Raw genomic sequence first — 25462 nt, forward strand, 5'->3', positions numbered from 1 at the left:
AACTGGAAATTCGACTCTCTTTCCGAGGCTAACAGGGCACCTCAAACGCCGAACGAGGATACCGTAAAATGCCACTGAATCATACCGCCCCCCCCTTGCCAAGCGCGGGCGGGAGCCTCAGGGATCGAGACTGCGCTGCTGATAAATCCAGTCCACAATTTCGCCATCAGGCGAGTAGCCACTAACCGTTTCCCGCAGGAGCTGACGAACGCGTGAGTAGTCGTCCTGCTCAACAGCGACCAGCAATTCTCCCAACCTGGCCTTTAGCACATCCCACGGCACATGATCTTCATCCGCACTCATGATCATGGGATGAGGAGTCGCTGAAACATTGTCGCCTATCAGTAGTTCCTCATAGAGCTTCTCGCCCGGACGAAGACCGGTGAACTCGATAGCGATGTCCCCTTGAGGAGTTTTTTCCGATCGGACGCTCAATCCTGACAGATGGATCATTTTCTCTGCCAGCTCGACAATCTTGACCGGCTCACCCATATCAAGAACGAAAACGTCCCCACCCTGCCCCATTGATCCCGCCTGGATTACCAATTGGGCGGCCTCGGGTATTGTCATGAAGTATCGGGTGATCTTCGGATGAGTAACCGTCAAGGGCCCCCCCGACTTGATCTGGCTGTGAAAGAGCGGAATCACAGAGCCTGACGAGCCGAGCACGTTGCCAAAGCGCACCATCGTAAAGCGGGTTTTGTTCACTCGCGAGATGTTGCCCTTGTCACCAAACAGCACCGGAGCCATTTCACGACTCAGCGCCTGCAAAATCAGTTCCGCGAGCCGCTTTGTACTTCCCATGACATTCGTTGGACGGACCGCTTTGTCTGTAGAAATCAGAACAAAGTTCGACACCCCCGTTTGCAACGCCGCCTGTGCAGTGTTCAAGGTGCCAATGACGTTATTGAGTACGCCTTCGGCGATGTTATGCTCCACCATTGGCACATGTTTATAAGCAGCCGCGTGATAAACCGTGTCGACCTTCCAGGTCTTCATCACATCCTGAAGTTTGTGCGGATGACGGATAGAGCCCAAGATCGGAAGCAGGCGAATCGAGATCGATTCACGGTCTTTTCGACGCTCGAGCTCAGATAGAATGCTGTAAAGGTTGAATTCGCCATGATCAAATAACAAAAGCGCAGTAGGCCCCAATAAAAAAATCTGTCGGCAAAGCTCTGCGCCGATAGAACCGCCGGCACCCGTAACCATCACGACCTTGCCTTTTATACAATGAGCCAGCAAATCCGCTCGTGCCGGTACGGAATCACGCCCCAGAAGATCAGCAATATCCACCTCTTGAATATCATCGACTTTCACTCGACCACTGGCCAGGTCAGTGAAGTTGGGAACACTTCTGATATGCAGCGGAAAGCCTTCGAGGAAGTTAAGAATTTCGCGCCGGCGCGCCCGCGTTGAAGAAGGCAATGCCAGGAGAATCTCCTGAGCTCCCGTCACATCAATCATTTGTTGTATATGCTTTGGCTTATAAACTTGAAGTCCGGAAATCGACCGATCGGCGATACTCGAATCATCATCAATAAAAGCAACAGGCCGCATTACCCGGCCCATACGCAATGCCGCAACAAGTTGGTTGCCAGCAACCCCGGCACCATAAACAGCAACCTTTGTCAAACCATCATCGCGATTTGTGAATGGCACATGCTGGGCAGCCGAAAACCAATCTCCCATGAAATACTGGCGCATGCACAAACGCAATCCACCAATAATCACGAGACTTAACCACCAGTAATTGAAAATGATGGAACGCGGCACTACGCTCGCGTGATTGCTATACCAATAGACGACCACCGCGAGTATCAGCGACGAAAGACTGACAGCCTTGACAATGGCAATAAGCGCGTCATTACCAAAATACCGCATCACCGCACGGTACATCCCGATACGTATGAACAGCGGGATGGCGACAATGGGCGCGCTCACGAAGAGCCATGCATGCACCCTGATCGGGTTGTACATGTCATCAATGCCCAAGCGGACGATGAACGCTAACCAGAGTGCCAGCCAGACCAGCACAACGTCGCTGGCGACCTGTAGCAGGCGCTTCTGCCGACGTGGCAACCCCAGTAGAAATGAACGTAATTTATCCATTGATTCGCTCGATCACCGCTCTGCTCCTTGAACCTTATTAACGGCGGTATTGTATCCCTTTTTTCCGCCGAAATACGACCACTGAACGGAAGACAGCGAGCCTGAAATCGAACAGTACCAAGCCCCCTCCTCGCCCTGCCGCTCGCCACCAAGCCGCCTATGCTGTTAAACTCGCGCAAAGTCCACCTACATTCAATACTGCAACTTACCTGACAGGCTATTTGCAGAACGTACGCGCCTCTTAAATAACAGAGCACATGCGCTACACCACCGAGGCGCGAGAGATTTCAAACATGGCCGAACAACCGAAGGATAACTTCCAATTGGACCCTGCCCCATCAGTGATAACTGAACGCTCAACAAATCGCAAAAAAGTCGCCATACTTGTTTGCACTTACAACGGTCAGCGCTTTCTCAGGGAACAACTGGACTCCTTCATTAACCAAACCCATGAAGACTGGACGATCCATGCATCGGATGATGGTTCGACCGACGCGACACTGGAAATTCTTGAAGAATACAAGAAACAGCTGGGCGCAGATAAAATCGCCATCTGGCATGGCCCTCGTCAAGGCTTTGCAAAAAACTTTCTGTCACTAATTAAAAATCGAGAAATTGTCGCTGATTACTTCGCATTCAGTGACCAGGACGATATCTGGCTTGCAGACAAACTGACTCGAAGTATCGCTCAGATACCTCAAACTCCCACCAACAAACCCCACATGTACTGCTCCAGAACAAAGCTGGTCAACACCAAGCTTGCACCCTTGGGGTTTTCTCCGCTATTCAACAAGCGCCCGTGCTTTGAAAACGCATTGGTGCAAAGCCTCGCCGGTGCCAACACGATGCTGATCAACAATGCAGCTCGTAATCTGATGTGCCGGATCGTCGATGACGCCCCGGTCGTAGCACATGACTGGCTTGCGTATCTGTTGGTAACCGGGTGCGGTGGCCAGGTGGTCTTTGATCAGCAGCCTACGCTGCTCTATCGTCAGCACGAGGACAACCTGATTGGAGCGAATGCAACCTTCAGAAATCAGATCATTCGAATCCTGAAAATGCTAAGTGGGCGTTTCAGCGAGTGGAGCACGCAAAACCTGATCACTCTGAACTCCATTAGAACGGAGCTCACAGAGGACAATAAATGCACCCTTGAACGATTCGAAGCTGCACGCAAAAGCGGCTTGCTCTCAAGACTTTGCCTGATGAAGAAAAGTGGAGTTCATCGGCAGACGCTCAAAGGAAACATCAGCCTGGTGGCCGCCGCGATACTTAATAAAATATAAAGGCGACGGCAACACAACAAACCGACCATCAGAAATAATCTTCGGAGTAGTTCAGCGATCCTCGATCAGCTTGCTACTCCCGCTTCAAACTTCCACGCAAGCACTGCCAGCGGAACAAACGCTATCAGACACCCCAGTTCGCCACTCAACCAACCTGCCCCCACAAGCAAAGCAATCGGCAATAGCCAAGCAAGGTTAATCAGCACCACAATCGAAGAGACCAGCAAATGGCTCTGGTATCGGCGCGATGCGTGTTGATAGGCGTGACTCCTATGAGCCTGATAAACCTTCTCACCACGAAGAAGCCTCCTGATCAGTGTCAAGGTCGCGTCAACGATAAAAACACCAAGCAGTATTATCCAGCACCAAAAGTACTCAGGCCGAACCCAGGCAGACTCCAATGCGAATGCCCCCAGAATAAACCCCAGGAACCCACTGCCTGCGTCCCCCATGAAAATTCGCGCAGGAGGAAAGTTCCAGCAAAAGAAACCTGCTACAGCCCCCATCAGAATCAGCGGCTCCCAGATCAGATCTATCGTGCCAAAGCACCAGTAAATCAGACACATCCCCAAACAGGCGCTGATCGCTTCCGCGCTCGCCAACCCATCGATTCCATCCATAAAGTTGTAGAGATTGAGCATCCAGACCAGATAGAACGCGGCCAATACACCACCTAGCACCGAAAGGTTGACGTTTTCACCAAACAACTGGAGTGGTGCAAGACCGTTAAGCCAGTACAGCGTCCAGCCTGCAGCTATGAAATGCCCGAGGAGCCGCCACTTAGCGTCTATATGGCCGTGATCGTCAGCAAAACCAATGATTGCAATCAGCAACCCACCACCCAACACACCCAGCAACGACGCCCCTTCCAGGTACCCCATCCCCCCCAAGACAGGGAGTGCCAGCGCACAGGCGACAACTATTGCAACTCCCCCGCCCCTCGGGGTCGGCACAGAATGAGAACTGCGCTCATTCGGGATATCCATCAAGCTTTTGGCCAATGCGTAACGACGCAACAACAAGGTCAACCCGCAGGCGACGATAAAAACCACACCCAACAACCACCAGACAGTCATCTGTTTTTTAAGTCCTGGTAATAATCCGCAGTTTGACGGAGCGCCTTCTCAACGGAGACAGGTGGAACCCAGCCGAGTACATCCCTGGTTTTTTTGATATCGACTTGCAAGGAACTACACAGACGCTGGGCAACACCTTGCTTTCCCAAACATGAGGCCACCGACTTCAGGACCCATACTGGCAAGGGTATCAACCGCGCCTTTTTACCAAGAGCACGCGCCATGTTTTCCAGCAATTGAGTAGTGGACATATCAGCATCATCGCTGACAAGAAAGGTTTGTCCGGCCGCCGCGGGATGGTCAATGCAAGTTACCAGCAGATCCACAAGGTTACCGATGGCCACCAGACTTCGCCGATTCCCGATTGCTCCCAAAGGCAGAACCACTCCCCTGTCGAGCCAGCGCATCATACTGAGGAAATTCGCCTTGACGCCCGGGCCGTATACGAGGGGCGGGCGAATAATCACCACTTCAATCCCCGTCTCTCTTGCGACCACCCTTAACGCTATTTCCGCCTCCATCTTGGAAATACCGTAAGGATCCATCGGCTGCGGTTCAATATCCGCTTGAAACGGTTCGCCCGGCTCGGTCGACTCGCCATTGACTTTGATCGAGCTGATAAAAATGAAACGCTTTACACCGGCCGCCGCGGCACTCCGGGCAAGACTGACAGTACCGTCGACATTAATGCGTCGAAACTCCGCAAGCGCATCAACCGCCTTGTCATCCATTACATGAACGCGAGCGGCGGCATGGATTACCACGTCAATTCCCATCATTGGAGTCGTAGTAGCTGCGCCACCCAACTCGAAGGGCACGACCTGACAGAGGCCATCCAATCGCGTCCTGCCACGCGAAGCCGCTATTGGCGTGTATCGCCGATCAAGAAGCAGCTTGTAGACAACGGCCTCCCCGACGAACCCACTCGCCCCTGTCACCAGAACTCGCGAGACACTCATTTGGTTTTACTTCCAATAACCGCGGTCGCCAAACATATAAAAAAGAAAAATATCTTGTCGCGAAACCTGCGCCGACACTTACACGCACTTAAAGACAATGCGAGCAATTCTTTTCGACCCAGCTTGAACCAGCGACTGACAAACGGCGACTTTGATGCACCCACAAGATTCGCTATCAACTTTACCTGCGAGAACCACCAGCCATCATGAATGGTTTTATAACGAGCAATTAACGGATTAATGCCTGTATTCGCCCCGACCTGATTCCGCTCGTGCTGACGGTACTGCATTGAAGAGTAAGTATCGATGATCCATTCATAGCCATGGCTGCGCGAGAAAGCATAGCAATACCAATCATGCAGACTGACGTCCTGAACATCCCGCCAATTTTCAACGATCGATGTCTTTAACACCTCAGCCAAATCCTGACTAAAGACATACGTACAGCCAGGCCCGGCGGCTTCAAACAAATAGTCCCACTCAACTTGAACTTGAGCCTTATCAAGAAGGTGGGTTTTTCCATTCGGCCAGAATGCCGTCACATTACTGGAGTAGGCATCAGCTCCCTGCCCACGCAACATGTCGGTTGCTCGCTTCAGCTTATCCGAATGCCACACATCATCCTGGTCAGCGAAGGCGACGAAGTCGTACGCCCCGAAGTTTACGTCGCGCATCAAGCGAAAGAAATTTCGCGAGGCGCCACCAAAACGTCCGATTGATGGCAGCACACTTACATTAGGGTGCAAGGCCGCGAAAGACTCACACCACGCCTCTGTGCCATCATCGGAAGTGTCGATGCTGATATGGATACTGACGTCCACCGCAGACTGGCAAAGGATCGAAGCCAGTTGCTCTTCGATCCACTGCATACCATTGTACGCAGCCAGTAAAACTGCAACCTTGGGTTGTGTTGATGGCATGCCATTCCTGCTTGCAACAAATAATCACAGAAGGGAGTATCTCCCCCGAATCAGCGTGAAGGCGAATCCAGCAATTTCTGCAGGTACTGGCCGTAGCCAGTCTTTTTCAACGCTTCAGCCTGACTCGCAAGCTGCTCGGCCGTGATCCAGCCATTGTTGAATGCAATTTCTTCCAGGCAGGCAACTTTCAAGCCCTGTCGCTGCTCGATGGTATGCACAAAGTGGCTGGCTTCCAGCAAAGAATCATGGGTACCGGTATCCAGCCAGGCGAAACCACGACCCAGCATTTCCACATTCAGCGACTTCTGCTCGAGGTACGCACGATTGACGTCAGTGATCTCCAGCTCCCCTCGCTCAGAAGGCTTGATGTTCTTGGCAATCTGAACAACCTGATTGTCATAGAAATACAAACCGGTCACGGCGTAGCTGGATTTTGGCTTCAGCGGTTTTTCTTCGATGCTCAGCGCGCGGCCGGAGGCATCGAACTCGACAACACCAAAACGCTCCGGATCGGAAACGTGATAACCGAATACCGTTGCGCCATGCTGCTGACTGGTCGCCGAACGCAGGTTGTCGGAGAAGTGCTGACCGTAAAAGATGTTATCGCCCAGGATCAGGCAGCACGGATCATTACCGATGAATTCTTCGCCAATGATAAAAGCCTGTGCCAGGCCATCAGGACTTGGTTGCTCGGCATAAGTCAGTTTGATGCCATACAGGCTGCCATCGCCCAGCAGCTTGCGGAAACAAGGCAAGTCTTCAGGGGTGGAGATAATCAGGATCTCGCGCATACCGGCAAGCATCAGCACCGACAGCGGATAAAAGATCATCGGCTTGTCGTAGATAGGCAGCATCTGTTTCGACACGCCTAGAGTCAACGGATGCAGGCGCGTGCCCGAGCCACCGGCGAGAATGATGCCTTTACGATTTATCGTGTTCATTTGTTCAGAACTTCCCTAAGCATTCGGGTTACACCACTTTGCCAATCCGGCAAGTGTAGAGAAAAATTGTCGCGTAGCTTCTGAGTATTCAAGCGTGAATTCAGAGGTCGTCGCGCGGGTGTCGGATAAGCAGTCGTGTCGATCGGATTGATTGCTGTCACAGCCAATTGCTCGCCATTGGCTTGAGCGAACGCGATCACGTGACTCGCATACCCGTGCCAGGACACTTCACCACTCGCCGCCAAATGATACAAACCCGACAGCTGTGGCTGTTGCAGCACTTGGCGAATTGCCAGCGCCGTGACGTCAGCAATCAGATCTGCACCCGTCGGGGCTCCGACCTGATCAGCGATAACGCTCAGCGTGTCGCGATCTTTGGCCAGACGCAGCATGGTCTTGGCGAAGTTGTTGCCGCGAGCACCGTAGACCCAACTGGTGCGAAAAATCAGATGCTTGCAGCCAGACGCAACAATTGCCTGCTCGCCAGCAAGCTTGCTCGCACCGTATTGATTCACCGGTGCGACGGCATCAGTTTCCTGCCAGGGCGTCGAGCCTTCACCACTAAAGACGTAATCGGTCGAGTAATGAATGAGCCAGGCCCCCAGGAGCGCAGACTCCTCGGCCATCAGCCGACTGGCATCACCATTCACTCGACGGGCCAACTCGGCTTCGGACTCTGCCTTGTCGACCGCCGTGTAGGCAGCCGCGTTGACGATAACATCGGGCTTGACCTGCCTGATAGTCGTGCGCAAGGCATCCAGATCGGCCAAATCACCGCTCAAACCATCGATTGCATGACGATCAAGCGCGACCAGCTCGCCAAGGGGAGCAAGAGCGCGTTGCAATTCCCAGCCTACCTGGCCGTTCTTACCCAGCAGGAGAATCTTCATGCTTTATTCGAGCGATCTGCGTAGTTCTGGTCAATCCATTGCTGGTAGCTGCCGCTCTTCACGTGCTCTACCCACTCGGTGTTGCTCAGGTACCATTCAACAGTCTTGCGAATACCGGTTTCGAAGGTTTCTTCCGGCGTCCAGCCAAGCTCTCGCTGGATCTTGCTGGCGTCGATTGCATAACGCACGTCGTGACCAGGACGATCCTGAACATAGGTAATCAGGCTGGCATGCGGGCGATGTGCCGAGTCCGGACGCAACTCATCAAGCAGCGCACAAAGAGTGTGCACGACTTCAATATTCTGCTTCTCGTTGTGGCCGCCGATGTTGTAGGTCTCACCAATAACGCCTTCGGTAACGACTTTGTACAGTGCACGGGCGTGGTCTTCGACATACAGCCAGTCGCGAACCTGGTTGCCTTTGCCATAAACCGGCAACGGCTTGCCTTCCAGCGCGTTGAGAATGATCAGCGGGATCAATTTCTCAGGGAAGTGGCAAGGGCCGTAGTTGTTCGAGCAGTTGGTGACCAACGTTGGCAGGCCATAAGTACGAGCCCAGGCGCGAACGAGGTGATCAGAGCTGGCCTTGCTGGCCGAATAAGGCGAGCTTGGCTGATAAGGCGTGGTTTCGGTGAAGAGGTCTTCCGGACCTTCGAGGTCTCCGTAAACTTCGTCGGTCGAAATATGATGGAAGCGGAAGTTGGCCTTACGCGCGTCATCCAGTGCCGCCCAATAATGGCGGGCAGCTTCCAACAAAGTGTAAGTGCCGATGATGTTGGTCTGGATGAACTCTGACGGGCCAGAGATAGAGCGGTCGACGTGAGATTCCGCAGCCAGATGCATGATGGCATCCGGCTGGTGCTCACGCAGGACGCGGTCGACCTGATCACGGTCGCAGATATCGACACGCTCAAACACGTAGCGCGAATCACCGCTAACTTCAGCCAGCGACTCAAGGTTACCGGCATACGTCAGCTTATCGACGTTAACGACAGAATCGCTAGTGTTGGAAATGATGTGACGGATGACTGCCGAGCCGATGAACCCGGCGCCGCCGGTAACTAGAATTTTCACGCGAAACCATACCCTTGAGCTGCGGACAGTGACACCAACGAGCACTGTCTAATCCATGAATGCAGAAGCCATCAAAACTGAAGCTTCTGTCAGAGTCAGTCTGAATCGATGTGGGAATAGGCCACTATCGAACAAGGGACGCATTTTACAGCTTAATGAATCTTTTACTAATGGATATAGACAGGCAGAGGCGCAATTTCGACAGACGCCATGCACTTGTCGTTTTCAGACAAGACGCTTGCGCGCAGCTCTGGACGAGCGTCCCAGGAACAGGCCGAGTATAGGGCCGATAAACATGCCTGCCAGCAATGCCAGCACCACGACCAGAGACACCGGAAGTTCAGGACCTGCCCAGCCCAAAAACAACAACGAAACCGATTGCTGGTTCTCAAGCACAAACGCAAGAATCGCCAACACCAGCAAAAGAACAAAAACGCCAAGAAGTATGCGCTTGAGATTACGCATGAGCATCTCCCTGATAATGAGCAGCGAGGATCAAACGCCCTCCTCCTCTTCCTCGTTCACACGATCACGCAGCTCTTTGCCCGGCTTGAAGTGCGGAACGAATTTCCCGTCAAGGCTGACGGACTGCCCGGTCTTCGGATTACGTCCGACACGCGGGGCGCGATAGTGCAGTGAGAAACTGCCAAACCCACGGATCTCGATACGATCACCGGTGGCCAGGCATTGAGACATTTGTTCGAGCATGGTCTTGATGGCCAGCTCCACATCCTTGGATGAGAGCAGCCCTTGATGGGTGACAATTCGTTCGATCAACTCCGACTTCGTCATATTTTTCCCTTCTTTTTCAAGCAGCTAGATCAGCGCTTGAAAGGTTTTAGCACGCCCGGAAGATTTTGAACAGCCCAGGGATTGACATATCTTCCACAGCATCGCAACGCCCATTTTCAGGGCATCCCGCCAAGCCGGGAGACCGCAGATCTAGCGGCACATCACCAGCATGGTGCGAGTCACGAACCCCGCAGGATTAAAGCCAAAAGGATAATCGTCTTCGTCCTTGGCATCGTCAGATCGCGTGATCACCTTGTAGCCAGAGCCCTTGCACTCCTTTGCCGCGCGCTTCTGACATTTTTCCCAGCCAGACCCCAACCCCGAACAGTCGATCTCGATTCCACTGACTCCGCGTATGGCATGAGTCTTCGCACTGGTAGTACAGCCCACCAGCATCAGCACTGCAACGAGGACAATAAACTTGTTCATCCACTTCCTTATGCCAGGCCAAGCCCGGCGACTACGTACCTGAAATCAAGCTTAGTCGCGAATAGGCGATTGATCCGATTAAAGAAACAGACATCCCGGGAAATGGATTGGTTTCACTTCCCCCTCCCGTTTCAGTAAAACGGAAGGGCCGATCAACAAATCGCAGGCACAAAAAAGGGCGACCGAAGTCGCCCTTTTTAATGATCAAGCAGAACTCAGTTCTGTTTGGCCATTGCTTGACGCAGCAGTGCCGCCATAGTGGTGTCGGCTGCTTCGCCTTCCGGAGCTGCTTTCAGGCTCTGGATAGCTTCTTTCTCTTCAGCATCATCTTTCGATTTGATCGACAGCTGAATGACGCGGCTCTTACGATCAACGCTGATGATCTTGGCTTCTACTTCCTGACCTTCTTTCAGAACGTTGCGCGCGTCTTCAACGCGGTCACGGCTGATTTCGGAGGCTTTCAGAGTCGCTTCGATATCGTCGGCCAGAACGATGATGGCGCCTTTTGCGTCAACTTCTTTCACGGTGCCAGTAACGATTGCGCCTTTGTCGTTAACCGAGACGTACTCGGAGAACGGATCGCTTTCCAGTTGCTTGATACCCAGGGAGATACGCTCGCGCTCTGGGTCAACCGACAGGATAACGGTGTCCAGCTCGTCGCCCTTCTTGAAACGACGAACAGCTTCTTCGCCAACTTCGTTCCAGGAGATGTCGGACAGGTGAACCAGACCGTCGATGCCGCCGTCCAGACCAATGAAGATACCGAAATCGGTGATCGACTTGATGGTACCGGAGATTTTATCGCCCTTGTTGAACTGGCCAGAGAAATCTTCCCACGGGTTAGATTTGCACTGCTTGATGCCCAGGGAGATACGACGACGCTCTTCGTCGATGTCCAGAACCATGACTTCCACTTCGTCGCCGACTTGTACGACTTTCGAAGGGTGGATGTTCTTGTTGGTCCAGTCCATTTCCGAAACGTGTACCAGACCTTCAACGCCTTCTTCCAGCTCAGCGAAGCAGCCGTAGTCGGTCAGGTTGGTTACACGAGCGGTAACGCGAGTGCTTTCTGGGTAACGGGCTTTGATAGCAACCCATGGATCTTCGCCCAGTTGCTTCAGGCCCAGAGAAACACGGTTGCGTTCGCGATCGTATTTCAGAACCTTGACGTCGATTTCGTCACCAACGTTGACGATCTCGGAAGGATGCTTGATGCGCTTCCAGGCCATGTCGGTGATGTGCAGCAGGCCGTCCACGCCACCCAGATCGACGAATGCGCCGTAATCGGTGAGGTTTTTGACGATACCTTTGACTTGCTGGCCTTCCTGCAAGGATTCCAGCAGAGCTTCACGCTCGGCGGAGTTCTCGGCTTCCAGGACGCTGCGACGGGAAACGACAACGTTGTTGCGCTTCTGGTCCAGCTTGATGACCTTGAATTCCAGCTCTTTGCCTTCCAGGTGCGTGGTGTCGCGCACTGGACGGACGTCAACCAGGGAACCTGGCAGGAACGCACGGATGCCGTTAACGTCGACAGTGAAGCCGCCTTTAACCTTACCGTTGATAACGCCCTTGACCACTTCCTCAGCTGCGAAGGCTGCTTCCAGAACGATCCAGCACTCGGCGCGCTTGGCTTTCTCACGGGACAGCTTGGTTTCACCGAAACCGTCTTCAACCGAGTCCAGAGCAACGTGAACTTCGTCACCGACATTGATAGTCAGATCGCCAGCGTCGTTGTAGAACTGCTCAAGCGGGATGAGTGCTTCAGACTTCAGGCCAGCGTGAACGGTTACCCAGCGAGCCTGGTAATCGATATCAACGATAACACCGGTGATGATGGAGCCTGCCTGAAGGTTCAGGGTTTTTAGGCTTTCTTCAAAGAGTTCCGCAAAGCTTTCGCTCATTTTAATTCCTGTAAATGAGGGCGAAGGATACGCCCATCTCCACACCCCAGACGGTGTGGGTTAGTTTCATTAAAAAGAAGCGCTGCAGGACTATGACTGGTCCCCTGCGGCCTTCTTGGTCACCCGGCGATATCGCGAATGGCGATCTCGCTCATGATGCGTTCAAGCACCTGATCGATGGACAACTCCGTGGAATCCAGCTGTATGGCGTCAGCCGCCGGCTTAAGCGGGGCTACCGCTCGCTGGGTGTCACGCTCATCGCGTGCACGGATCTCATCTAGCAGACTCGACAGACTAACACCCTCGACTTTGCCCTTCAACTGCAAATATCGACGGCGCGCCCGCTCCTCGGCACTGGCGGTCAGGAAAATCTTCAGCGGAGCATCGGGAAACACCACCGTCCCCATGTCGCGACCATCGGCGACAAGGCCCGGCGCTTCCTGGAAAGCACGCTGGCGTTGCAGCAGCGCCTCGCGCACGGCGGGCAATGCAGCCACTTGCGAAGCGCCGGAGCCGACGCTTTCAGTGCGAATGACATCACTGACTTCGTCGCCTTCCAGAATGATCCGCTGCAGCTGACCTTCGGTCGCTGCAATGAACTGAACATCCAGATGAGCGGCCAGTTTCTTCAGCAGCTCTTCATTGGTCAGGTCAACGCCATGATTGTGCGCAGCAAACGCCAGCAAACGGTAAAGCGCACCGGAATCCAGCAGGTTCCAGCCCAGACGCTTGGCCAGAATCCCGGCTACGGTGCCTTTGCCCGAGCCACTTGGCCCATCAATGGTGATGACCGGTGCAATGTTCTTCACGACTGAGCCTCTTGTGCCACACGAATGCCGACCTGCCCGCACAATGCGAGGAAGTTGGGGAACGACGTCGCGACGTTGGCGCAATCATGGATACGGATCGGTGCAGTGGCGCGCAACGAAGCGACGCTGAACGCCATCGCGATACGGTGATCACCGTGACCGTGCACTTCGCCGCCGCCGATCTGGCCGCCGTCGATGATGATGCCGTCCGGGGTCGGCTGGCATTTGACGCCCAGTGCCAACAGGCCGTCAGCCATCACCTGAATACGATCCGATTCCTTGACCCGCAGCTCTTCGGCGCCGGTCAGTACGGTGCGCCCTTCAGCACAAGCAGCGGCGACGAACAGCACCGGGAATTCGTCGATGGCCAGCGGAACCAGCTCTTCGGGAATCTCGATACCTTTGAGTTTAGCTGCCTTCACGCGCAGGTCGGCCACCGGCTCACCGCCGACCTCACGCTGATTCTCCAGAGTGATGTCCGCGCCCATCAGACGCAGGATGTCGATCACGCCAGTGCGGGTCGGGTTGATGCCGACGTGTTCGAGCACAAGCTCCGACCCTTCGGCGATAGACGCTGCCACGAGGAAGAACGCCGAGGACGAGATATCGCCTGGCACTTCGATGTGAGTCGCGGTCAGTTTGCCGCCGGACTCAACCGAAGCCGTAGCACCTTCAACGCTCACAGGATGACCAAAGCCACGCAGCATGCGCTCGGTATGGTCGCGAGTCGGAGCCGGCTCAGTCACGGTGGTCTTGCCTTCAGCGTACAGACCGGCGAGCAGCAGGCAGGATTTCACCTGAGCACTGGCCATCGGCATGGTGTAGGTCAGGCCTTTGAGCTTGTGGCCGCCGCGAATGGTCATCGGTGGACGACCTTCTGCAGCGGTTTCGATCACGGCGCCCATTTCCCGCAGTGGATTGGCCACGCGATTCATCGGGCGCTTGGACAGCGACGCATCGCCCGTCAAGACGCTGTCGAAGTTCTGCGCCGCCAGGAGGCCGGACAGCAGGCGCATCGAAGTGCCGGAGTTGCCCAGATAAATCGGGCCCGGCGCCGGCTTCAGGCCATGCAGGCCGACACCGTGGATGGTCACGCGGCCGTGGTGCGGGCCTTCGATGACCACGCCCATGTCGCGGAACGCCTGCAAGGTCGCCAAGGCGTCTTCGCCCTCAAGGAAGCCTTCGACTTCGGTAACGCCTTCAGCCAGCGAGCCGAGCATGATCGAGCGGTGGGAAATGGATTTGTCACCCGGTACGCGAATCCGACCGGACAGGCGGCCACCAGGTTGAGCCAGGAAGATCAGATCGTTGGAATTCATAGCGTCCACATAGGCCCTGCGGGCCAGGATTTTACTGAAATGCTCGCGGGCAACCCGGGCGCGCGTGAAAACGCCCAACAATTGGTGCCCATCCCCTGCATCGACCGCGTCGCGCAAGGCGTCGAGGTCGCTGCGAAATGTATCGAGTGTGCGCAGGACAGCCTCGCGGTTGGCGAGGAAGATGTCGTGCCACATCACCGGGTCGCTTCCGGCGATTCTTGTGAAATCGCGAAAACCACCCGCAGCGTAACGGAAGATCTCAAGGTTTTCATTGCGCTTGGCCAATGAGTCGACCAGACCAAAGGCCAACAGGTGCGGCAGATGACTGGTCGCAGCCAGCACTTCATCGTGACGCTCGACCTGCATGTGCTCGACGTCGGCGCCCAGTTCTCGCCAGAGACGGTCGACCACTGCCAGCGCAGCCGGATCGGTTTGCTCAAGCGGCGTAAGAATCACCTTGTGACGACGGAACAGTTCGGCATTGGAGGCTTCCACCCCGCTCTGCTCGGAACCGGCGATCGGATGGCCCGGCACGAAACGCGCCGGCATACCGCCAAACGCCTCGGTCGCCGCACGCACTACATTGCCTTTGGCGCTGCCGACATCGGTCAGAATCGCCTGCCCCAGATCCATGCTCGCCAGACGCGCGAGCACTTTTTCCATGGCCAGGATCGGCACCGCCAGTTGAATCACGTCAGCGCCCTGGCATGCCGCAGCCAGGTCATCCTCACAGCGATCAACCACACCCAACTCGACCGCCAGTTTGCGCGATTGCGGATCGAGATCGACCCCGACCACTTCGCGGCACACGCCACTTTCACGCAAGCCTTTGGCAAACGAACCACCGATCAACCCCAGACCGACCACCACAAGGCGACCGATCATAGGTGCAGCAGATTGCAGTGCAGTGACATCACCCACGAGCCAGAACCTTGCGCAGCGCTTCGAGGAAGCGGCTGTTTTCCGCCGGCAGACCGATGGTCACCCGCAGGTGGTTCGGCATGCCGTAGTTGGCCACCGGACGCACGATCACGCCTTCACGCAGCAAGCCCTGGAATATCGGGGCCGCAACCTGAGCGAGATCGACGCAGATAAAGTTGCCTTTGGATTCGATCCAGTTCAGGCCCAGCTCACGGAAACCGGCTTGCAGCTGCTGCATACCCGATTCGTTGAGTTGGCGGCTTTGCGCCAGATACTCTTCGTCTTTCAACGCCGCACACGCCGCCGCCAACGCGAGGCTGTTGACGTTGAATGGCTGGCGAACGCGGTTCAGCACGTCCGCAACAACCGGGGTCGACAGGCCATAGCCGACGCGCAACGCCGCCAGACCATAGGCCTTGGAGAAGGTGCGCGAGACCAGGAGATTCGGATACGCGGCGAGGAAATCCAGACCGTCCGGCAGATCGCTGCCTTCGGCGTACTCAATGTAAGCCTCGTCGAGCACCACCAGCACATGCTCAGGAACATCCTGCAGGAACTCGTCCAGCGCTTCAGCGCCGAACCAGGTGCCGGTCGGGTTGTTCGGGTTGGCGATGAACACCACACGGGTGCTGGCATCGATAGCCGCGAGCATTGCTGGCAGGTCGTGCCCCCAATCCTTGGCCGGCACCACTTTGGCCTGCGCGCCGACCGCCTGAGTGGCGATCGGATACACAGCGAACGCGTGCTCACTGAACACCGCATTCAGGCCCGGCGCCAGATAGGCGCGTGCGACCAGCTCAAGAATATCGTTGGAGCCGTTGCCCAGGGTGACCTGACTCAGCTCGACGCGGCATTGCTCGGCCAGCAGTGATTTCAGCGCGAAACCGTTGCCATCCGGATAACGGGTCAGCTCGGCCAGCTCTTCGCGGATCGCCGCCAAGGCTTTCGGACTGGCACCCAGCGGGTTTTCATTGCTCGCCAGCTTGACGATTTTTGCCGGATCCAGATCCAGCTCGCGCGCCAGTTCGTCCACAGGCTTGCCCGGAACGTACGGCGAAAGTTGTTGCACGCCCGGCTGTGCCAGAGCGAGGAAATTGCCACTCATTTGCTACCGCCCCTTAGAGAACTGCTTTCGGGTAAGAACCCAGCACTTTGAGTGCTACCGCTTCCTGACTGATCTTTTCCAATACACCCTTGATCAACGGATCACGGTGGTGGCCGACGAAGTCGATGAAGAATACGTAGGTCCATTTACCGCTGCGCGATGGACGGGTTTCGATACGGGTCAGGTCGATCCCGTTGTCATGGAACGGCACCAGCAGCTCATGGAGCGCGCCGGGCTTGTTGCTCATGGACACGATGATCGAGGTCTTGTCGTCGCCGGTCGGCGGCACTTCCTGGTTACCGATCATCAGGAAGCGCGTCGAGTTGTCCGGACGGTCTTCGATCTTCTCGGCCAGACGGGTCAGGCCATACAGCCCTGCCGCCATGTCGCCGGCAATCGCCGCCGAGTTCCACTCACCTTTAACCCGCTTGGCCGCTTCGGCGTTGCTCGACACCGCGACACGCTCGACATTCGGGTAGTGCGCGTCCAGCCACTTGCGGCACTGGGCCAGCGACTGTGCGTGGGAATAGATGCGGCTGATGCTGTCGGTCTTGGTGTTTTCACCGACCAACAGGTGATGGTGAATGCGCAGCTCGACTTCGCCGCAGATCACCATGTCGTGTTCGAGGAAGCTGTCCAGCGTGTGGTTGACCGCGCCTTCGGTGGAGTTTTCCACCGGAACCACGCCAAAATTCACCGCACCGGCTGCCACTTCACGGAACACTTCGTCGATCGCCGCCATCGGCTTGCTGATCACCGCGTGACCGAAGTGTTTCATGGCCGCGGCTTGGGTGAAGGTGCCTTCAGGGCCCAGATAGGCCACTTTCAGCGGCTGCTCCAGCGCCAGGCACGAGGACATGATTTCGCGGAACAACCGCGCCATCTCTTCGTTGCCCAGCGGCCCCTGATTGCGTTCCATCACCCGCTTTAGCACCTGAGCTTCGCGCTCAGGACGATAGAACACCGGCACTTCGCCTTCGGCCAGCGAGGCCATCTTTACTCGCGCGACTTCCTGGGCGCAACGCGCACGCTCACTGATCAGCTCGAGGACTTTGGTGTCCAGAGCGTCAATGCGAACGCGCAGTGCCTTGAGTTCTTGCTCGGACATCAGCCGTGTTCCTTCTCGAATTCTGCCATGTACGCCACCAACGCATTAACCGCGGTGATGTCGACGGCGTTGTAGATGGAGGCGCGCATGCCGCCCACGGAGCGGTGGCCCTTGAGGTTGAGCAGACCGCGCGCTTCGGCGCCGACGAGGAACGGCTTGTCCAGACGATCGTCAGCCAGACGGAACGGCACGTTCATCCACGAGCGGTCCGACTTGTTGATCGGGTTGCTGTAGAGGCCGCTGGCGTCGATGAAGTCGTACAGCGTGCGCTGCTTGACGTCGTTGAGCTGGGCGATCGCTTCAACGCCACCCTGCTCTTTCAGCCACTGGAACACCAGACCGGACAGGTACCAGGCCAAGGTCGGCGGGGTGTTGTACATCGAGCCGTTATCCGCCGCGACCTTGTAGTCGAGCATGGTCGGGCACAGCGCGCGCGCCTTGCCGAGCAGGTCTTCGCGGATGATGTTGACGACGATACCGCTCGGGCCGATGTTCTTCTGCGCGCCGGCGTAGATCATGCCGAAACGCGAGATGTCGACTGGACGCGACAGAATGTCCGAGGACATGTCGGCTACCAGCGGCACGTCACCGGTTTGCGGAATCCACTGGAATTCCAGACCACCGATGGTTTCATTCGGCGCGTAATGAACGTAAGCGGCGTCTTTCGACAGGTTCCACTCGTTCTGGCCGGGGATGGCAAAATAGTCGTAAGGCTTGGCGGTGGCGGCGACATTGACGCGACCGTAGCGCGAAGCTTCTTCAATGGCTTTCTGCGACCAGATACCGGTGTCGATATAGTCGGCCGAGCCGCCTTCAGGCAGCAGGTTCAGTGGGATCTGCGCGAATTGCTGGCTGGCGCCACCTTGCAGAAACAGCACTTTGTAGTTCGACGGGATATTCAGCAGGTCACGCAGATCCTGCTCGGCCTGGGTGGCGATGGACACGAACTCATCGCTGCGATGGCTCATTTCCATGACCGACAGACCCTTGCCGTGCCAATCAAGGAGTTCACCCTGGGCGCGCTGCAGGACAGCTTCAGGAAGCGCCGCAGGACCGGCGCAGAAGTTATAGGCTCGCTTGCTCACATCCAATCTCGCTCTGATTTGATATCACGCATTAAATCGTGTCGACCGTCGACACTGGAACGGCGATGAAACGCTTTCCAGTGTAGGAGTGAGCCTGCTCGCGATAACGGTGTGTCAGATAAAGATTCGCTGACTGACACACCGTTATCGCGAGCAGGCTCACTCCTACAGGAGATCTCCTTGCCCGACGATATTTCATACCGGACAAATAACAAGGGGGCGAATTCTCATCCGCCCCCTCGTTTGCCCGCTTATTCTTGCGGTTCTTCGTCTGCTGCGGCGTCGAGTTGCTGGTCTTCACCGGCATCGTCGTTTACGACAGTACCTTCGAATTCCTCGCCCTCTTCCCCTTCAAGCTCTTCACCTTCAACTTCCGAAGGCTCCTGAACCCGCTCCAGCCCGACCAGGGTTTCATCCTTGGCCAGCTTGATCAGCGTCACACCTTGAGTGTTACGGCCCAGGCTCGACACTTCGTCGACACGGGTACGCACCAGGGTGCCCTGATCAGAGATCAGCATGATTTCTTCACCGTCCTGCACCTGAACCGCGCCGACCAGACGGCCGTTACGCTCGTTACTGACCATGGCGATTACGCCCTGACCGCCACGCTTGTATTCAGGGAACTCGGTGATCGCCGTGCGCTTGCCGTAGCCGCGCTCGGAAGCGGTGAGAATCTCGCTGCCTTCTTCCGGAATCAGCATGGAGATCAGCTTCTGCCCTTCCGGCAGACGCATGCCACGCACACCGCGGGCGGTACGGCCCATGGCGCGAACTTCGGATTCCTTGAAGCGAGTCACTTTGCCGCCGTCGGAGAACAGCATGATTTCCTGCTCGCCATCGGTGATGGCAGCGGAGATCAGAATGTCGCCTTCGTCCAGCTCCAGCGCGATCAGACCGACGCTGCGCTGACGGCTGAAGGCCACCAGCGGAGTCTTCTTCACGGTACCGTTGGCGGTCGACATGAAGATGAACGGCGCTTTCTTGCGATCGGCAGCCTTGATACGGGCACGACGCTCTTCGTCGGTCTCGTTGCTGTTTTCGATTTCTTCTACATCAGCCTCGGCGCCTTCGGCTTCTTCTTCATCAGCCTGACGCTTCATGGCTTCGAGATCGACCGGCAGCATGGTGGTGATGTATTCACCCTCGCTCAACGGCAACAGGTTGACCAGCGGACGACCACGGGCGGCGCGGGACGCTTCCGGAATCTCGTAGGTCTTGAGCCAGTACACCTTGCCCTTGCTGGAGAACAGCAGGAGCGTGGTGTGGCTGGTGGCAACCAGCAGGTGAGCGATGTAGTCCTCATCCTTGACGCCGGTCGCCGATTTGCCTTTACCGCCACGACGCTGAGCCTGGTACGCAGCCAATGGCTGGGTCTGGGCGTAGCCACCGTGGGAGATGGTCACGACGCGCTCTTCTTCCGGGATCATGTCACCCAGGGTCAGGTCGAGACGGGCATCAAGGATTTCGGTGCGACGCTGGTCGCCGTATTCGGCACGAATCACTTCCAGCTCTTCGCGGATCACTTCCATCAGGCGCACAGCGCTGTTGAGGATGCGGATCAGCTCGCCGATCTGGTTGAGAATCTCTTGATACTCGGCCAGCAGTTTCTCGTGTTCCAGACCGGTCAGACGGTGCAGACGCAGTTCCAGAATGGCTTGCGCCTGTTCTGGCGAGAGGAAGTACTTGCCTTCGCGCAGACCGTATTGCGGATCGAGGTTTTCCGGACGGCACGAATCGGCACCGGCACGTTCAACCATCGCCACTACGGCCGAAGATTCCCACGGCGTGCTGACCAGCGCTTCTTTGGCTTCCGACGGCGTCGGCGAAGCTTTGATCAGGGCGATAACCGGGTCGATGTTCGACAGGGCAACGGCCTGGCCTTCGAGGATGTGACCACGCTCGCGCGCCTTGCGCAGTTCGAACACGGTACGGCGGGTGACGACTTCGCGACGGTGACGAACGAAGGCTTCCAGCAGATCCTTGAGGTTCAGGATGCGTGGACGGCCGTCGATCAGCGCAACGATGTTGATGCCGAAAACCGATTGCAGCTGGGTCTGGGCGTAGAGGTTGTTGAGGATGACCTCAGGCACTTCGCCGCGACGCAGTTCGATCACGACGCGCATACCGTCCTTGTCGGACTCGTCGCGCAGTTCGGTAATGCCTTCCAGCTTCTTCTCTTTGACCAGCTCGGCGATCTTCTCGATCAGACGCGCCTTGTTCAACTGGTAGGGGAGTTCGGTGATGACGATCTGCTGACGGCCACCGACCTTGTCGATGTCTTCAATGATCGAACGCGCACGCATGTAAATGCGCCCGCGACCGGTGCGGTAGGCTTCAATGATGCCGGCGCGACCGTTGATGATCGCCGCGGTCGGGAAGTCCGGACCCGGGATGTACTGCATCAGTTCATCGACGGTCAGCTCAGGGTTGTCGATGAGCGCCAGGCAACCGTCGATGACTTCACCGAGGTTGTGCGGCGGAATATTGGTCGCCATGCCCACGGCGATACCGCTGGAGCCGTTGACCAGCAGGTTCGGGATACGGGTCGGCATGACCGCCGGGATCATTTCGGTGCCGTCGTAGTTCGGCACCCAGTCCACGGTTTCTTTGTGCAGGTCAGCCAGCAGCTCGTGCGCCAGTTTGGTCATGCGCACTTCGGTGTATCGCATGGCCGCAGCGTTGTCGCCGTCGACCGAACCGAAGTTGCCCTGACCGTCTACCAGCAGGTAGCGCAGGGAGAAAGGCTGAGCCATACGAACGATGGTGTCGTACACGGCGGTGTCACCGTGCGGGTGATACTTACCGATCACGTCGCCGACAACACGGGCAGATTTCTTGTACGGCTTGTTGAAGTCGTTGCCCAGCTCGCTCATCGCGAACAGTACGCGACGGTGCACGGGCTTGAGGCCATCGCGCGCATCCGGCAGTGCACGGCCGACGATTACGCTCATCGCGTAGTCGAGGTAGGACTGTTTCAGCTCGTCTTCGATATTGACCGGGAGGATTTCTTTGGCCAGTTCGCCCATGAGAAGCCTGATTCCTTTTTCTGGTGAAACTTCGTCATATCCATGTGGGAGCAACGAAGCTCGTCGGGGCCGGCCGAGTGCCATGCGCCGACTTACGACAAATCAACATTGGATCGCGGATTTGCGCAGTAAAGACAGCTTCGTGAAGCTGCCTCGGAAAACGCCGGATGTTATCACAAAGGCCGCCACGCACCTATCCCCCAGATGCGCATGGAGCATAGTTAGTTGACCGGTGACAGGCTTAACGGGGACGAGAGAGGCTCAGAGCTTGTTTGAATGCAGAATTCAGGCTTGGTTTGGGGATGTTTATTGACATTTAGGGGTACAAACACCTGTAGGAGCTGCCGAAGGCTGCGATCTTTTGATTCTGCCCTCTAAAAAGCAAGATCAAAAGATCGCAGCCTTCGGCAGCTCCTACATTGAGTATCACCGCATTAATGCAGGCGTTTGCGGCACATCAACTGGGCCATTTTCGCGGTATCCGGGCGCTCGACGATGCCCTTTTCGGTGACGATGGCGTCGATCAGGTCTGCCGGCGTCACATCAAACACCGGGTTGAACGCATCAACGTCGGCACCGACACGCTTGCCGCCGACTTCCAGCAACTCGGCACCGTCACGTTCTTCAATCGGGATGTCGTCGCCACTGGCCAGATTCATGTCGATGGTCGAACTCGGCGCCACCACCATGAAGCGCACGCCGTGGTGCATGGCGTTGACCGCCAGTTGATAGGTGCCGATCTTGTTCGCCACATCACCGTTGGCGGTGATGCGGTCAGCGCCGACGATCACCCAGGTCACGCCTTTGGTTTTCATGATGTGCGCGGCGGCGGAGTCGGCATTGAGCGTTACCGGGATACCTTCGTTGGCCAGCTCCCACGCGGTCAGGCGCGAGCCTTGCAGCCACGGACGGGTTTCATCGGCGTAAACGCGCTCGACCATGCCTTCTATAAAGGCTGCGCGAATGACGCCCAGTGCCGTACCGAAACCACCGGTGGCCAACGCGCCAGTATTGCAGTGGGTCAGAATCGCCTGAGCATTGCCCTGATGTTTGCGGATCAGGTCGACGCCGAGCTGCGCCATGGTCAGGTTGGCTTCACGGTCGCTTTCGTGGATGGCGACGGCTTCGGCTTCCAGCGCCGCCAGCGGATCGGCGTTTTCTTTCAGGCGATCGAGGCGATCATGCATACGGCCGAGCGCCCAGAACAGGTTGACTGCGGTCGGGCGAGAATCGGCCAGCAGGGCGAAATCCTCTTCCAGCGCCGCGTACCAGTCGCCACCTTCGGCAATCCGCGCACGTGCTGCCAGCACGATGCCGTAGGCTGCACTGATGCCAATGGCCGGCGCACCGCGCACTACCATCGAGCGAATGGCCTCGGCCACGCCAGCGGCGCTGGTGTAGGCGATCCAGGTTTCCTCGAACGGCAAAATACGCTGATCCAGCAGGTGCAGCGCGCCGTCACGCCAATCGATGGCCTTCACTTTTTCCGCAGCCAACAGTCGATCGCGCATCCCACACCCCGCACTCATGAACAAAAGCCGCCGATTATAGCGATCCCCCCGCGAAGACGCTCGGGTATACTTCGCCATCCTTTACAAAAGCACTGGAACCGACCCTCGATGCCGAAACCTGCCATTGCGCTCGACTTATTATTGCTGCCGACCTGGCTGGTACCCGTCGAACCCGCAGGCGTTGTGCTCAAGGAGCATGGCCTGGGCATCCGCGACGGTCGCATCGTGTTTATCGGCCCGCGTGCCGAAGCATTGAAGTGTAACGCCACCGAAGTCCGCGAACTGCCGGATGTGCTACTCGCCCCCGGCCTGATCAACGCCCACGGCCACGCGGCGATGACGCTGTTCCGTGGCCTGGCCGACGATCTGCCGCTGATGACCTGGCTGGAAAACCACATCTGGCCGGCCGAAGCGAAATGGGTCAGCGAAGATTTTGTCCGTGATGGCACCGATCTGGCCATCGCCGAGCAGATCAAGGGTGGCATCACCTGTTTTTCGGATATGTATTTCTTCCCGAAAGTCGCCAGCGAGCGCGTGCACAACAGCGGCATTCGTGCACAGATCGCCATTCCGATCCTCGACTTTCCGATTCCCGGCGCCGCCAGCGCCGATGAAGCCATTCGTCAGGGCGTCGAGCTGTTCGGCGACCTGAAGCATCACGACCGCATCAAGATCACCTTCGGCCCTCATGCACCGTACACCGTAGGCGACGAGAATCTCGAGAAAATCCGCGTAATTGCCGAGGAGCTGGACGCAGCGATCCACATGCATGTCCACGAAACGGCGTTCGAAGTCCAGCAAGCACTGGAGCAACACGGCGAACGTCCGCTCGCTCGCCTTGGTCGCCTCGGCCTGCTTGGCCCGCGTTTCCAGGCCGTGCACATGACCCAGATCAGCGATGACGACCTGGCGTTGCTGGTAGCAAGCAACACCAGCGTGATCCATTGCCCGGAATCCAACCTCAAACTGGCCAGCGGCTTCTGCCCGGTCGAGCGTTTGTGGCAGGCTGGCGTGAATGTCGCCGTCGGTACCGATGGCGCTGCCAGCAACAATGATCTGGATCTGCTTGGCGAAACCCGCACCGCCGCGCTGCTGGCCAAAGCCGTCGCCGGTTCAGCCACCGCGCTGGACGCCCATCGTGCGCTACGCATGGCGACATTGAATGGCGCGCGGGCACTGGGCATCGAAGCACAGGTCGGCTCGCTGGAAATTGGCAAAGCCGCCGACATCGTCGCCTTCGACCTGTCCGGGCTGGCTCAGCAACCGGTCTATGACCCGGTTTCGCAGCTTATCTATGCCACCGGACGCGACTGCGTGAAACACCTGTGGGTCGCTGGCAAGCAACTGCTCGACGACCGGCGCCTGACGCGCATGGATGAAGAGCAATTGGGCGCCACTGCCCGGGCCTGGGGCCAGCGCATCAGCGGCCACACCGAATCGTAAACACCCCGGAGCGCAAAACCGGGGCTACAGCCTTTTTCAAGTTTCAGAGGATTTAACATGAGCAACGTCGACCACGCCGAAATCGCCAAATTCGAAGCCCTGGCCCATCGCTGGTGGGACCGCGAAAGCGAGTTCAAACCGCTGCACGACATCAACCCGTTGCGGGTCAACTGGATTGATGAGCGGGTCAATCTGGCCGGCAAGAAAGTCCTCGACGTCGGTTGCGGCGGCGGCATTCTCAGCGAAGCCATGGCCCAGCGTGGCGCCACCGTGATGGGCATCGACATGGGCGAAGCGCCGCTGGCGGTCGCGCAACTGCATCAGCTGGAATCCGGCGTCAGCGTCGAATACCGCCAGATCACCGCCGAAGCCCTCGCCGAAGAAATGCCCGAGCAGTTCGACGTGGTGACCTGCCTCGAGATGCTCGAGCACGTGCCCGATCCATCGTCGGTCATCCGCGCTTGCTTCCGCATGGTCAAGCCCGGCGGCCAGGTGTTCTTCTCGACCATCAACCGCAACCCGAAGGCGTACCTGTTCGCCATCATCGGCGCTGAATACATCATGAAGCTGCTGCCGCGCGGCACCCATGACTTCAAGAAATTCATCCGCCCGTCCGAACTCGGTGCCTGGAGCCGCATGGCCGGCCTGACCGTCAAGGACATCATCGGCCTGACCTACAACCCGCTGACCAAACACTACAAGCTGGCCAACGACGTTGACGTCAACTACATGATCCAGACCCTGCGCGAGGAGTAA

The 25462-nt window shown here is 56.9% G+C and carries 21 protein-coding genes; 3 read left to right on the forward strand and 18 right to left on the reverse strand.

What is annotated here, in order from left to right:
- Positions 1 to 117: 117 nt before the first annotated feature.
- On the reverse strand, positions 118 to 2112 hold the full coding sequence (locus AK821_RS21130) for a polysaccharide biosynthesis protein (protein WP_064391433.1): 1995 nt from the start codon (positions 2110 to 2112) through the stop codon (positions 118 to 120).
- Positions 2113 to 2369: 257 nt separating this feature from the next.
- On the opposite strand from AK821_RS21130, the gene AK821_RS21135 reads away from it, so the two are divergent.
- Positions 2370 to 3398 carry a glycosyltransferase family 2 protein gene (locus tag AK821_RS21135; protein WP_236708331.1) on the forward strand — a complete coding sequence of 343 codons (1029 nt, stop codon included), beginning with the start codon at positions 2370 to 2372 and terminating at the stop codon, positions 3396 to 3398.
- A 65-nt stretch (positions 3399 to 3463) separates the two neighbouring features.
- Here the strand turns inward: AK821_RS21135 and AK821_RS21140 are convergent, their stop codons facing one another.
- From AK821_RS21140 to mtnA, 17 genes are all read right to left on the reverse strand, one after another.
- The gene (locus AK821_RS21140) at positions 3464 to 4474 is read right to left on the reverse strand and encodes an MraY family glycosyltransferase (protein ID WP_064391434.1); all 1011 of its coding nucleotides are present in this window, start codon (positions 4472 to 4474) and stop codon (positions 3464 to 3466) included.
- Entirely contained in the window at positions 4471 to 5433 is a 963-nt protein-coding gene (locus AK821_RS21145) for a UDP-glucose 4-epimerase family protein (RefSeq protein WP_064391435.1), read from the reverse strand. The genes AK821_RS21140 and AK821_RS21145 overlap by 4 nt, the downstream gene beginning before the upstream one ends.
- Positions 5430 to 6353 carry a glycosyltransferase gene (locus AK821_RS21150; protein ID WP_064391436.1) on the reverse strand — a complete coding sequence of 308 codons (924 nt, stop codon included), beginning with the start codon at positions 6351 to 6353 and terminating at the stop codon, positions 5430 to 5432. The genes AK821_RS21145 and AK821_RS21150 overlap by 4 nt, the downstream gene beginning before the upstream one ends.
- Before the next feature lie 50 nt (positions 6354 to 6403).
- The gene (gene rfbA, locus AK821_RS21155; RefSeq protein ID WP_064391437.1) at positions 6404 to 7294 is read right to left on the reverse strand and encodes a glucose-1-phosphate thymidylyltransferase RfbA; all 891 of its coding nucleotides are present in this window, start codon (positions 7292 to 7294) and stop codon (positions 6404 to 6406) included.
- Positions 7291 to 8184 (reverse strand): dTDP-4-dehydrorhamnose reductase, encoded by an 894-nt coding sequence (gene rfbD, locus AK821_RS21160; RefSeq protein WP_064391438.1) that lies wholly within the window; start codon positions 8182 to 8184, stop codon positions 7291 to 7293. Before rfbD ends, rfbA begins: the two co-directional genes overlap by 4 nt.
- Positions 8181 to 9257: a dTDP-glucose 4,6-dehydratase gene (rfbB, locus tag AK821_RS21165; RefSeq protein WP_177330969.1), complete on the reverse strand. Its 1077-nt coding sequence runs from the start codon at positions 9255 to 9257 to the stop codon at positions 8181 to 8183. The genes rfbD and rfbB overlap by 4 nt, the downstream gene beginning before the upstream one ends.
- A 225-nt stretch (positions 9258 to 9482) precedes the next feature.
- The gene (locus AK821_RS21170; RefSeq protein WP_064391440.1) at positions 9483 to 9722 is read right to left on the reverse strand and encodes a lipopolysaccharide assembly protein LapA domain-containing protein; all 240 of its coding nucleotides are present in this window, start codon (positions 9720 to 9722) and stop codon (positions 9483 to 9485) included.
- 30 nt (positions 9723 to 9752) lie between these two features.
- On the reverse strand, positions 9753 to 10049 hold the full coding sequence (gene ihfB / locus AK821_RS21175; RefSeq protein WP_003189779.1) for an integration host factor subunit beta: 297 nt from the start codon (positions 10047 to 10049) through the stop codon (positions 9753 to 9755).
- 150 nt (positions 10050 to 10199) lie between these two features.
- Positions 10200 to 10478, reverse strand: coding sequence for a hypothetical protein (locus tag AK821_RS21180; RefSeq protein WP_064391441.1), 279 nt, complete (start codon positions 10476 to 10478; stop codon positions 10200 to 10202).
- Positions 10479 to 10693: 215 nt separating this feature from the next.
- Positions 10694 to 12379, reverse strand: a complete 1686-nt coding sequence (gene rpsA, locus AK821_RS21185) for a 30S ribosomal protein S1 (RefSeq protein WP_007963626.1) — start codon at positions 12377 to 12379, stop codon at positions 10694 to 10696.
- Between the two features lie 119 nt (positions 12380 to 12498).
- Positions 12499 to 13188: a (d)CMP kinase gene (gene cmk, locus AK821_RS21190; RefSeq protein ID WP_064391442.1), complete on the reverse strand. Its 690-nt coding sequence runs from the start codon at positions 13186 to 13188 to the stop codon at positions 12499 to 12501.
- Positions 13185 to 15392: a bifunctional prephenate dehydrogenase/3-phosphoshikimate 1-carboxyvinyltransferase gene (locus AK821_RS21195; protein WP_064391679.1), complete on the reverse strand. Its 2208-nt coding sequence runs from the start codon at positions 15390 to 15392 to the stop codon at positions 13185 to 13187. The genes cmk and AK821_RS21195 overlap by 4 nt, the downstream gene beginning before the upstream one ends.
- 28 nt (positions 15393 to 15420) lie before the next feature.
- On the reverse strand, positions 15421 to 16533 hold the full coding sequence (gene hisC / locus AK821_RS21200; RefSeq protein ID WP_064391443.1) for a histidinol-phosphate transaminase: 1113 nt from the start codon (positions 16531 to 16533) through the stop codon (positions 15421 to 15423).
- 13 nt (positions 16534 to 16546) lie between these two features.
- Positions 16547 to 17641, reverse strand: coding sequence for a prephenate dehydratase (pheA, locus tag AK821_RS21205; RefSeq protein ID WP_016770924.1), 1095 nt, complete (start codon positions 17639 to 17641; stop codon positions 16547 to 16549).
- Complete coding sequence (serC, locus tag AK821_RS21210; protein ID WP_064391444.1) at positions 17641 to 18726, reverse strand: 3-phosphoserine/phosphohydroxythreonine transaminase; 1086 nt, start codon at positions 18724 to 18726, stop codon at positions 17641 to 17643. The genes pheA and serC overlap by 1 nt, the downstream gene beginning before the upstream one ends.
- Before the next feature lie 251 nt (positions 18727 to 18977).
- Positions 18978 to 21752, reverse strand: coding sequence for a DNA gyrase subunit A (gene gyrA, locus AK821_RS21215; RefSeq protein WP_064391445.1), 2775 nt, complete (start codon positions 21750 to 21752; stop codon positions 18978 to 18980).
- A gap of 434 nt (positions 21753 to 22186) precedes the next feature.
- A complete protein-coding gene (gene mtnA / locus AK821_RS21220; RefSeq protein WP_064391446.1) occupies positions 22187 to 23263 on the reverse strand; it encodes an S-methyl-5-thioribose-1-phosphate isomerase in 1077 nt (358 codons plus the stop codon).
- A gap of 108 nt (positions 23264 to 23371) precedes the next feature.
- Between mtnA and AK821_RS21225 the strand changes: the two genes are divergently transcribed.
- Positions 23372 to 24706, forward strand: coding sequence for a TRZ/ATZ family hydrolase (locus tag AK821_RS21225; protein WP_064391447.1), 1335 nt, complete (start codon positions 23372 to 23374; stop codon positions 24704 to 24706).
- Between the two features lie 57 nt (positions 24707 to 24763).
- Positions 24764 to 25462 carry a bifunctional 2-polyprenyl-6-hydroxyphenol methylase/3-demethylubiquinol 3-O-methyltransferase UbiG gene (gene ubiG, locus AK821_RS21230; protein ID WP_007908399.1) on the forward strand — a complete coding sequence of 233 codons (699 nt, stop codon included), beginning with the start codon at positions 24764 to 24766 and terminating at the stop codon, positions 25460 to 25462.

The organism is Pseudomonas sp. RIT-PI-r (genome assembly GCF_001297015.1).
In the GTDB taxonomy this organism is placed as follows: domain Bacteria; phylum Pseudomonadota; class Gammaproteobacteria; order Pseudomonadales; family Pseudomonadaceae; genus Aquipseudomonas.

What these genes read in the sequence shown, in the direction of transcription:
- gyrA (WP_064391445.1), bottom strand. Translation starts at nt 21,752, where the DNA reads ATGGGCGAACTGGCCAAAGAAATCCTCCCGGTCAATATCGAAGACGAG.
- AK821_RS21135 (WP_236708331.1), top strand. Translation starts at nt 2,370, where the DNA reads ATGCGCTACACCACCGAGGCGCGAGAGATTTCAAACATGGCCGAACAA.
- rfbA (WP_064391437.1), bottom strand. Translation starts at nt 7,294, where the DNA reads ATGAACACGATAAATCGTAAAGGCATCATTCTCGCCGGTGGCTCGGGC.
- AK821_RS21195 (WP_064391679.1), bottom strand. Translation starts at nt 15,392, where the DNA reads ATGATCGGTCGCCTTGTGGTGGTCGGTCTGGGGTTGATCGGTGGTTCG.
- ihfB (WP_003189779.1), bottom strand. Translation starts at nt 10,049, where the DNA reads ATGACGAAGTCGGAGTTGATCGAACGAATTGTCACCCATCAAGGGCTG.
- rpsA (WP_007963626.1), bottom strand. Translation starts at nt 12,379, where the DNA reads ATGAGCGAAAGCTTTGCGGAACTCTTTGAAGAAAGCCTAAAAACCCTG.
- hisC (WP_064391443.1), bottom strand. Translation starts at nt 16,533, where the DNA reads ATGAGTGGCAATTTCCTCGCTCTGGCACAGCCGGGCGTGCAACAACTT.
- AK821_RS21170 (WP_064391440.1), bottom strand. Translation starts at nt 9,722, where the DNA reads ATGCGTAATCTCAAGCGCATACTTCTTGGCGTTTTTGTTCTTTTGCTG.
- AK821_RS21150 (WP_064391436.1), bottom strand. Translation starts at nt 6,353, where the DNA reads ATGCCATCAACACAACCCAAGGTTGCAGTTTTACTGGCTGCGTACAAT.
- mtnA (WP_064391446.1), bottom strand. Translation starts at nt 23,263, where the DNA reads ATGCGCGATCGACTGTTGGCTGCGGAAAAAGTGAAGGCCATCGATTGG.
- AK821_RS21140 (WP_064391434.1), bottom strand. Translation starts at nt 4,474, where the DNA reads ATGACTGTCTGGTGGTTGTTGGGTGTGGTTTTTATCGTCGCCTGCGGG.
- AK821_RS21225 (WP_064391447.1), top strand. Translation starts at nt 23,372, where the DNA reads ATGCCGAAACCTGCCATTGCGCTCGACTTATTATTGCTGCCGACCTGG.
- AK821_RS21180 (WP_064391441.1), bottom strand. Translation starts at nt 10,478, where the DNA reads ATGAACAAGTTTATTGTCCTCGTTGCAGTGCTGATGCTGGTGGGCTGT.
- AK821_RS21130 (WP_064391433.1), bottom strand. Translation starts at nt 2,112, where the DNA reads ATGGATAAATTACGTTCATTTCTACTGGGGTTGCCACGTCGGCAGAAG.
- pheA (WP_016770924.1), bottom strand. Translation starts at nt 17,641, where the DNA reads ATGTCCGAGCAAGAACTCAAGGCACTGCGCGTTCGCATTGACGCTCTG.
- ubiG (WP_007908399.1), top strand. Translation starts at nt 24,764, where the DNA reads ATGAGCAACGTCGACCACGCCGAAATCGCCAAATTCGAAGCCCTGGCC.
- rfbD (WP_064391438.1), bottom strand. Translation starts at nt 8,184, where the DNA reads ATGAAGATTCTCCTGCTGGGTAAGAACGGCCAGGTAGGCTGGGAATTG.
- AK821_RS21145 (WP_064391435.1), bottom strand. Translation starts at nt 5,433, where the DNA reads ATGAGTGTCTCGCGAGTTCTGGTGACAGGGGCGAGTGGGTTCGTCGGG.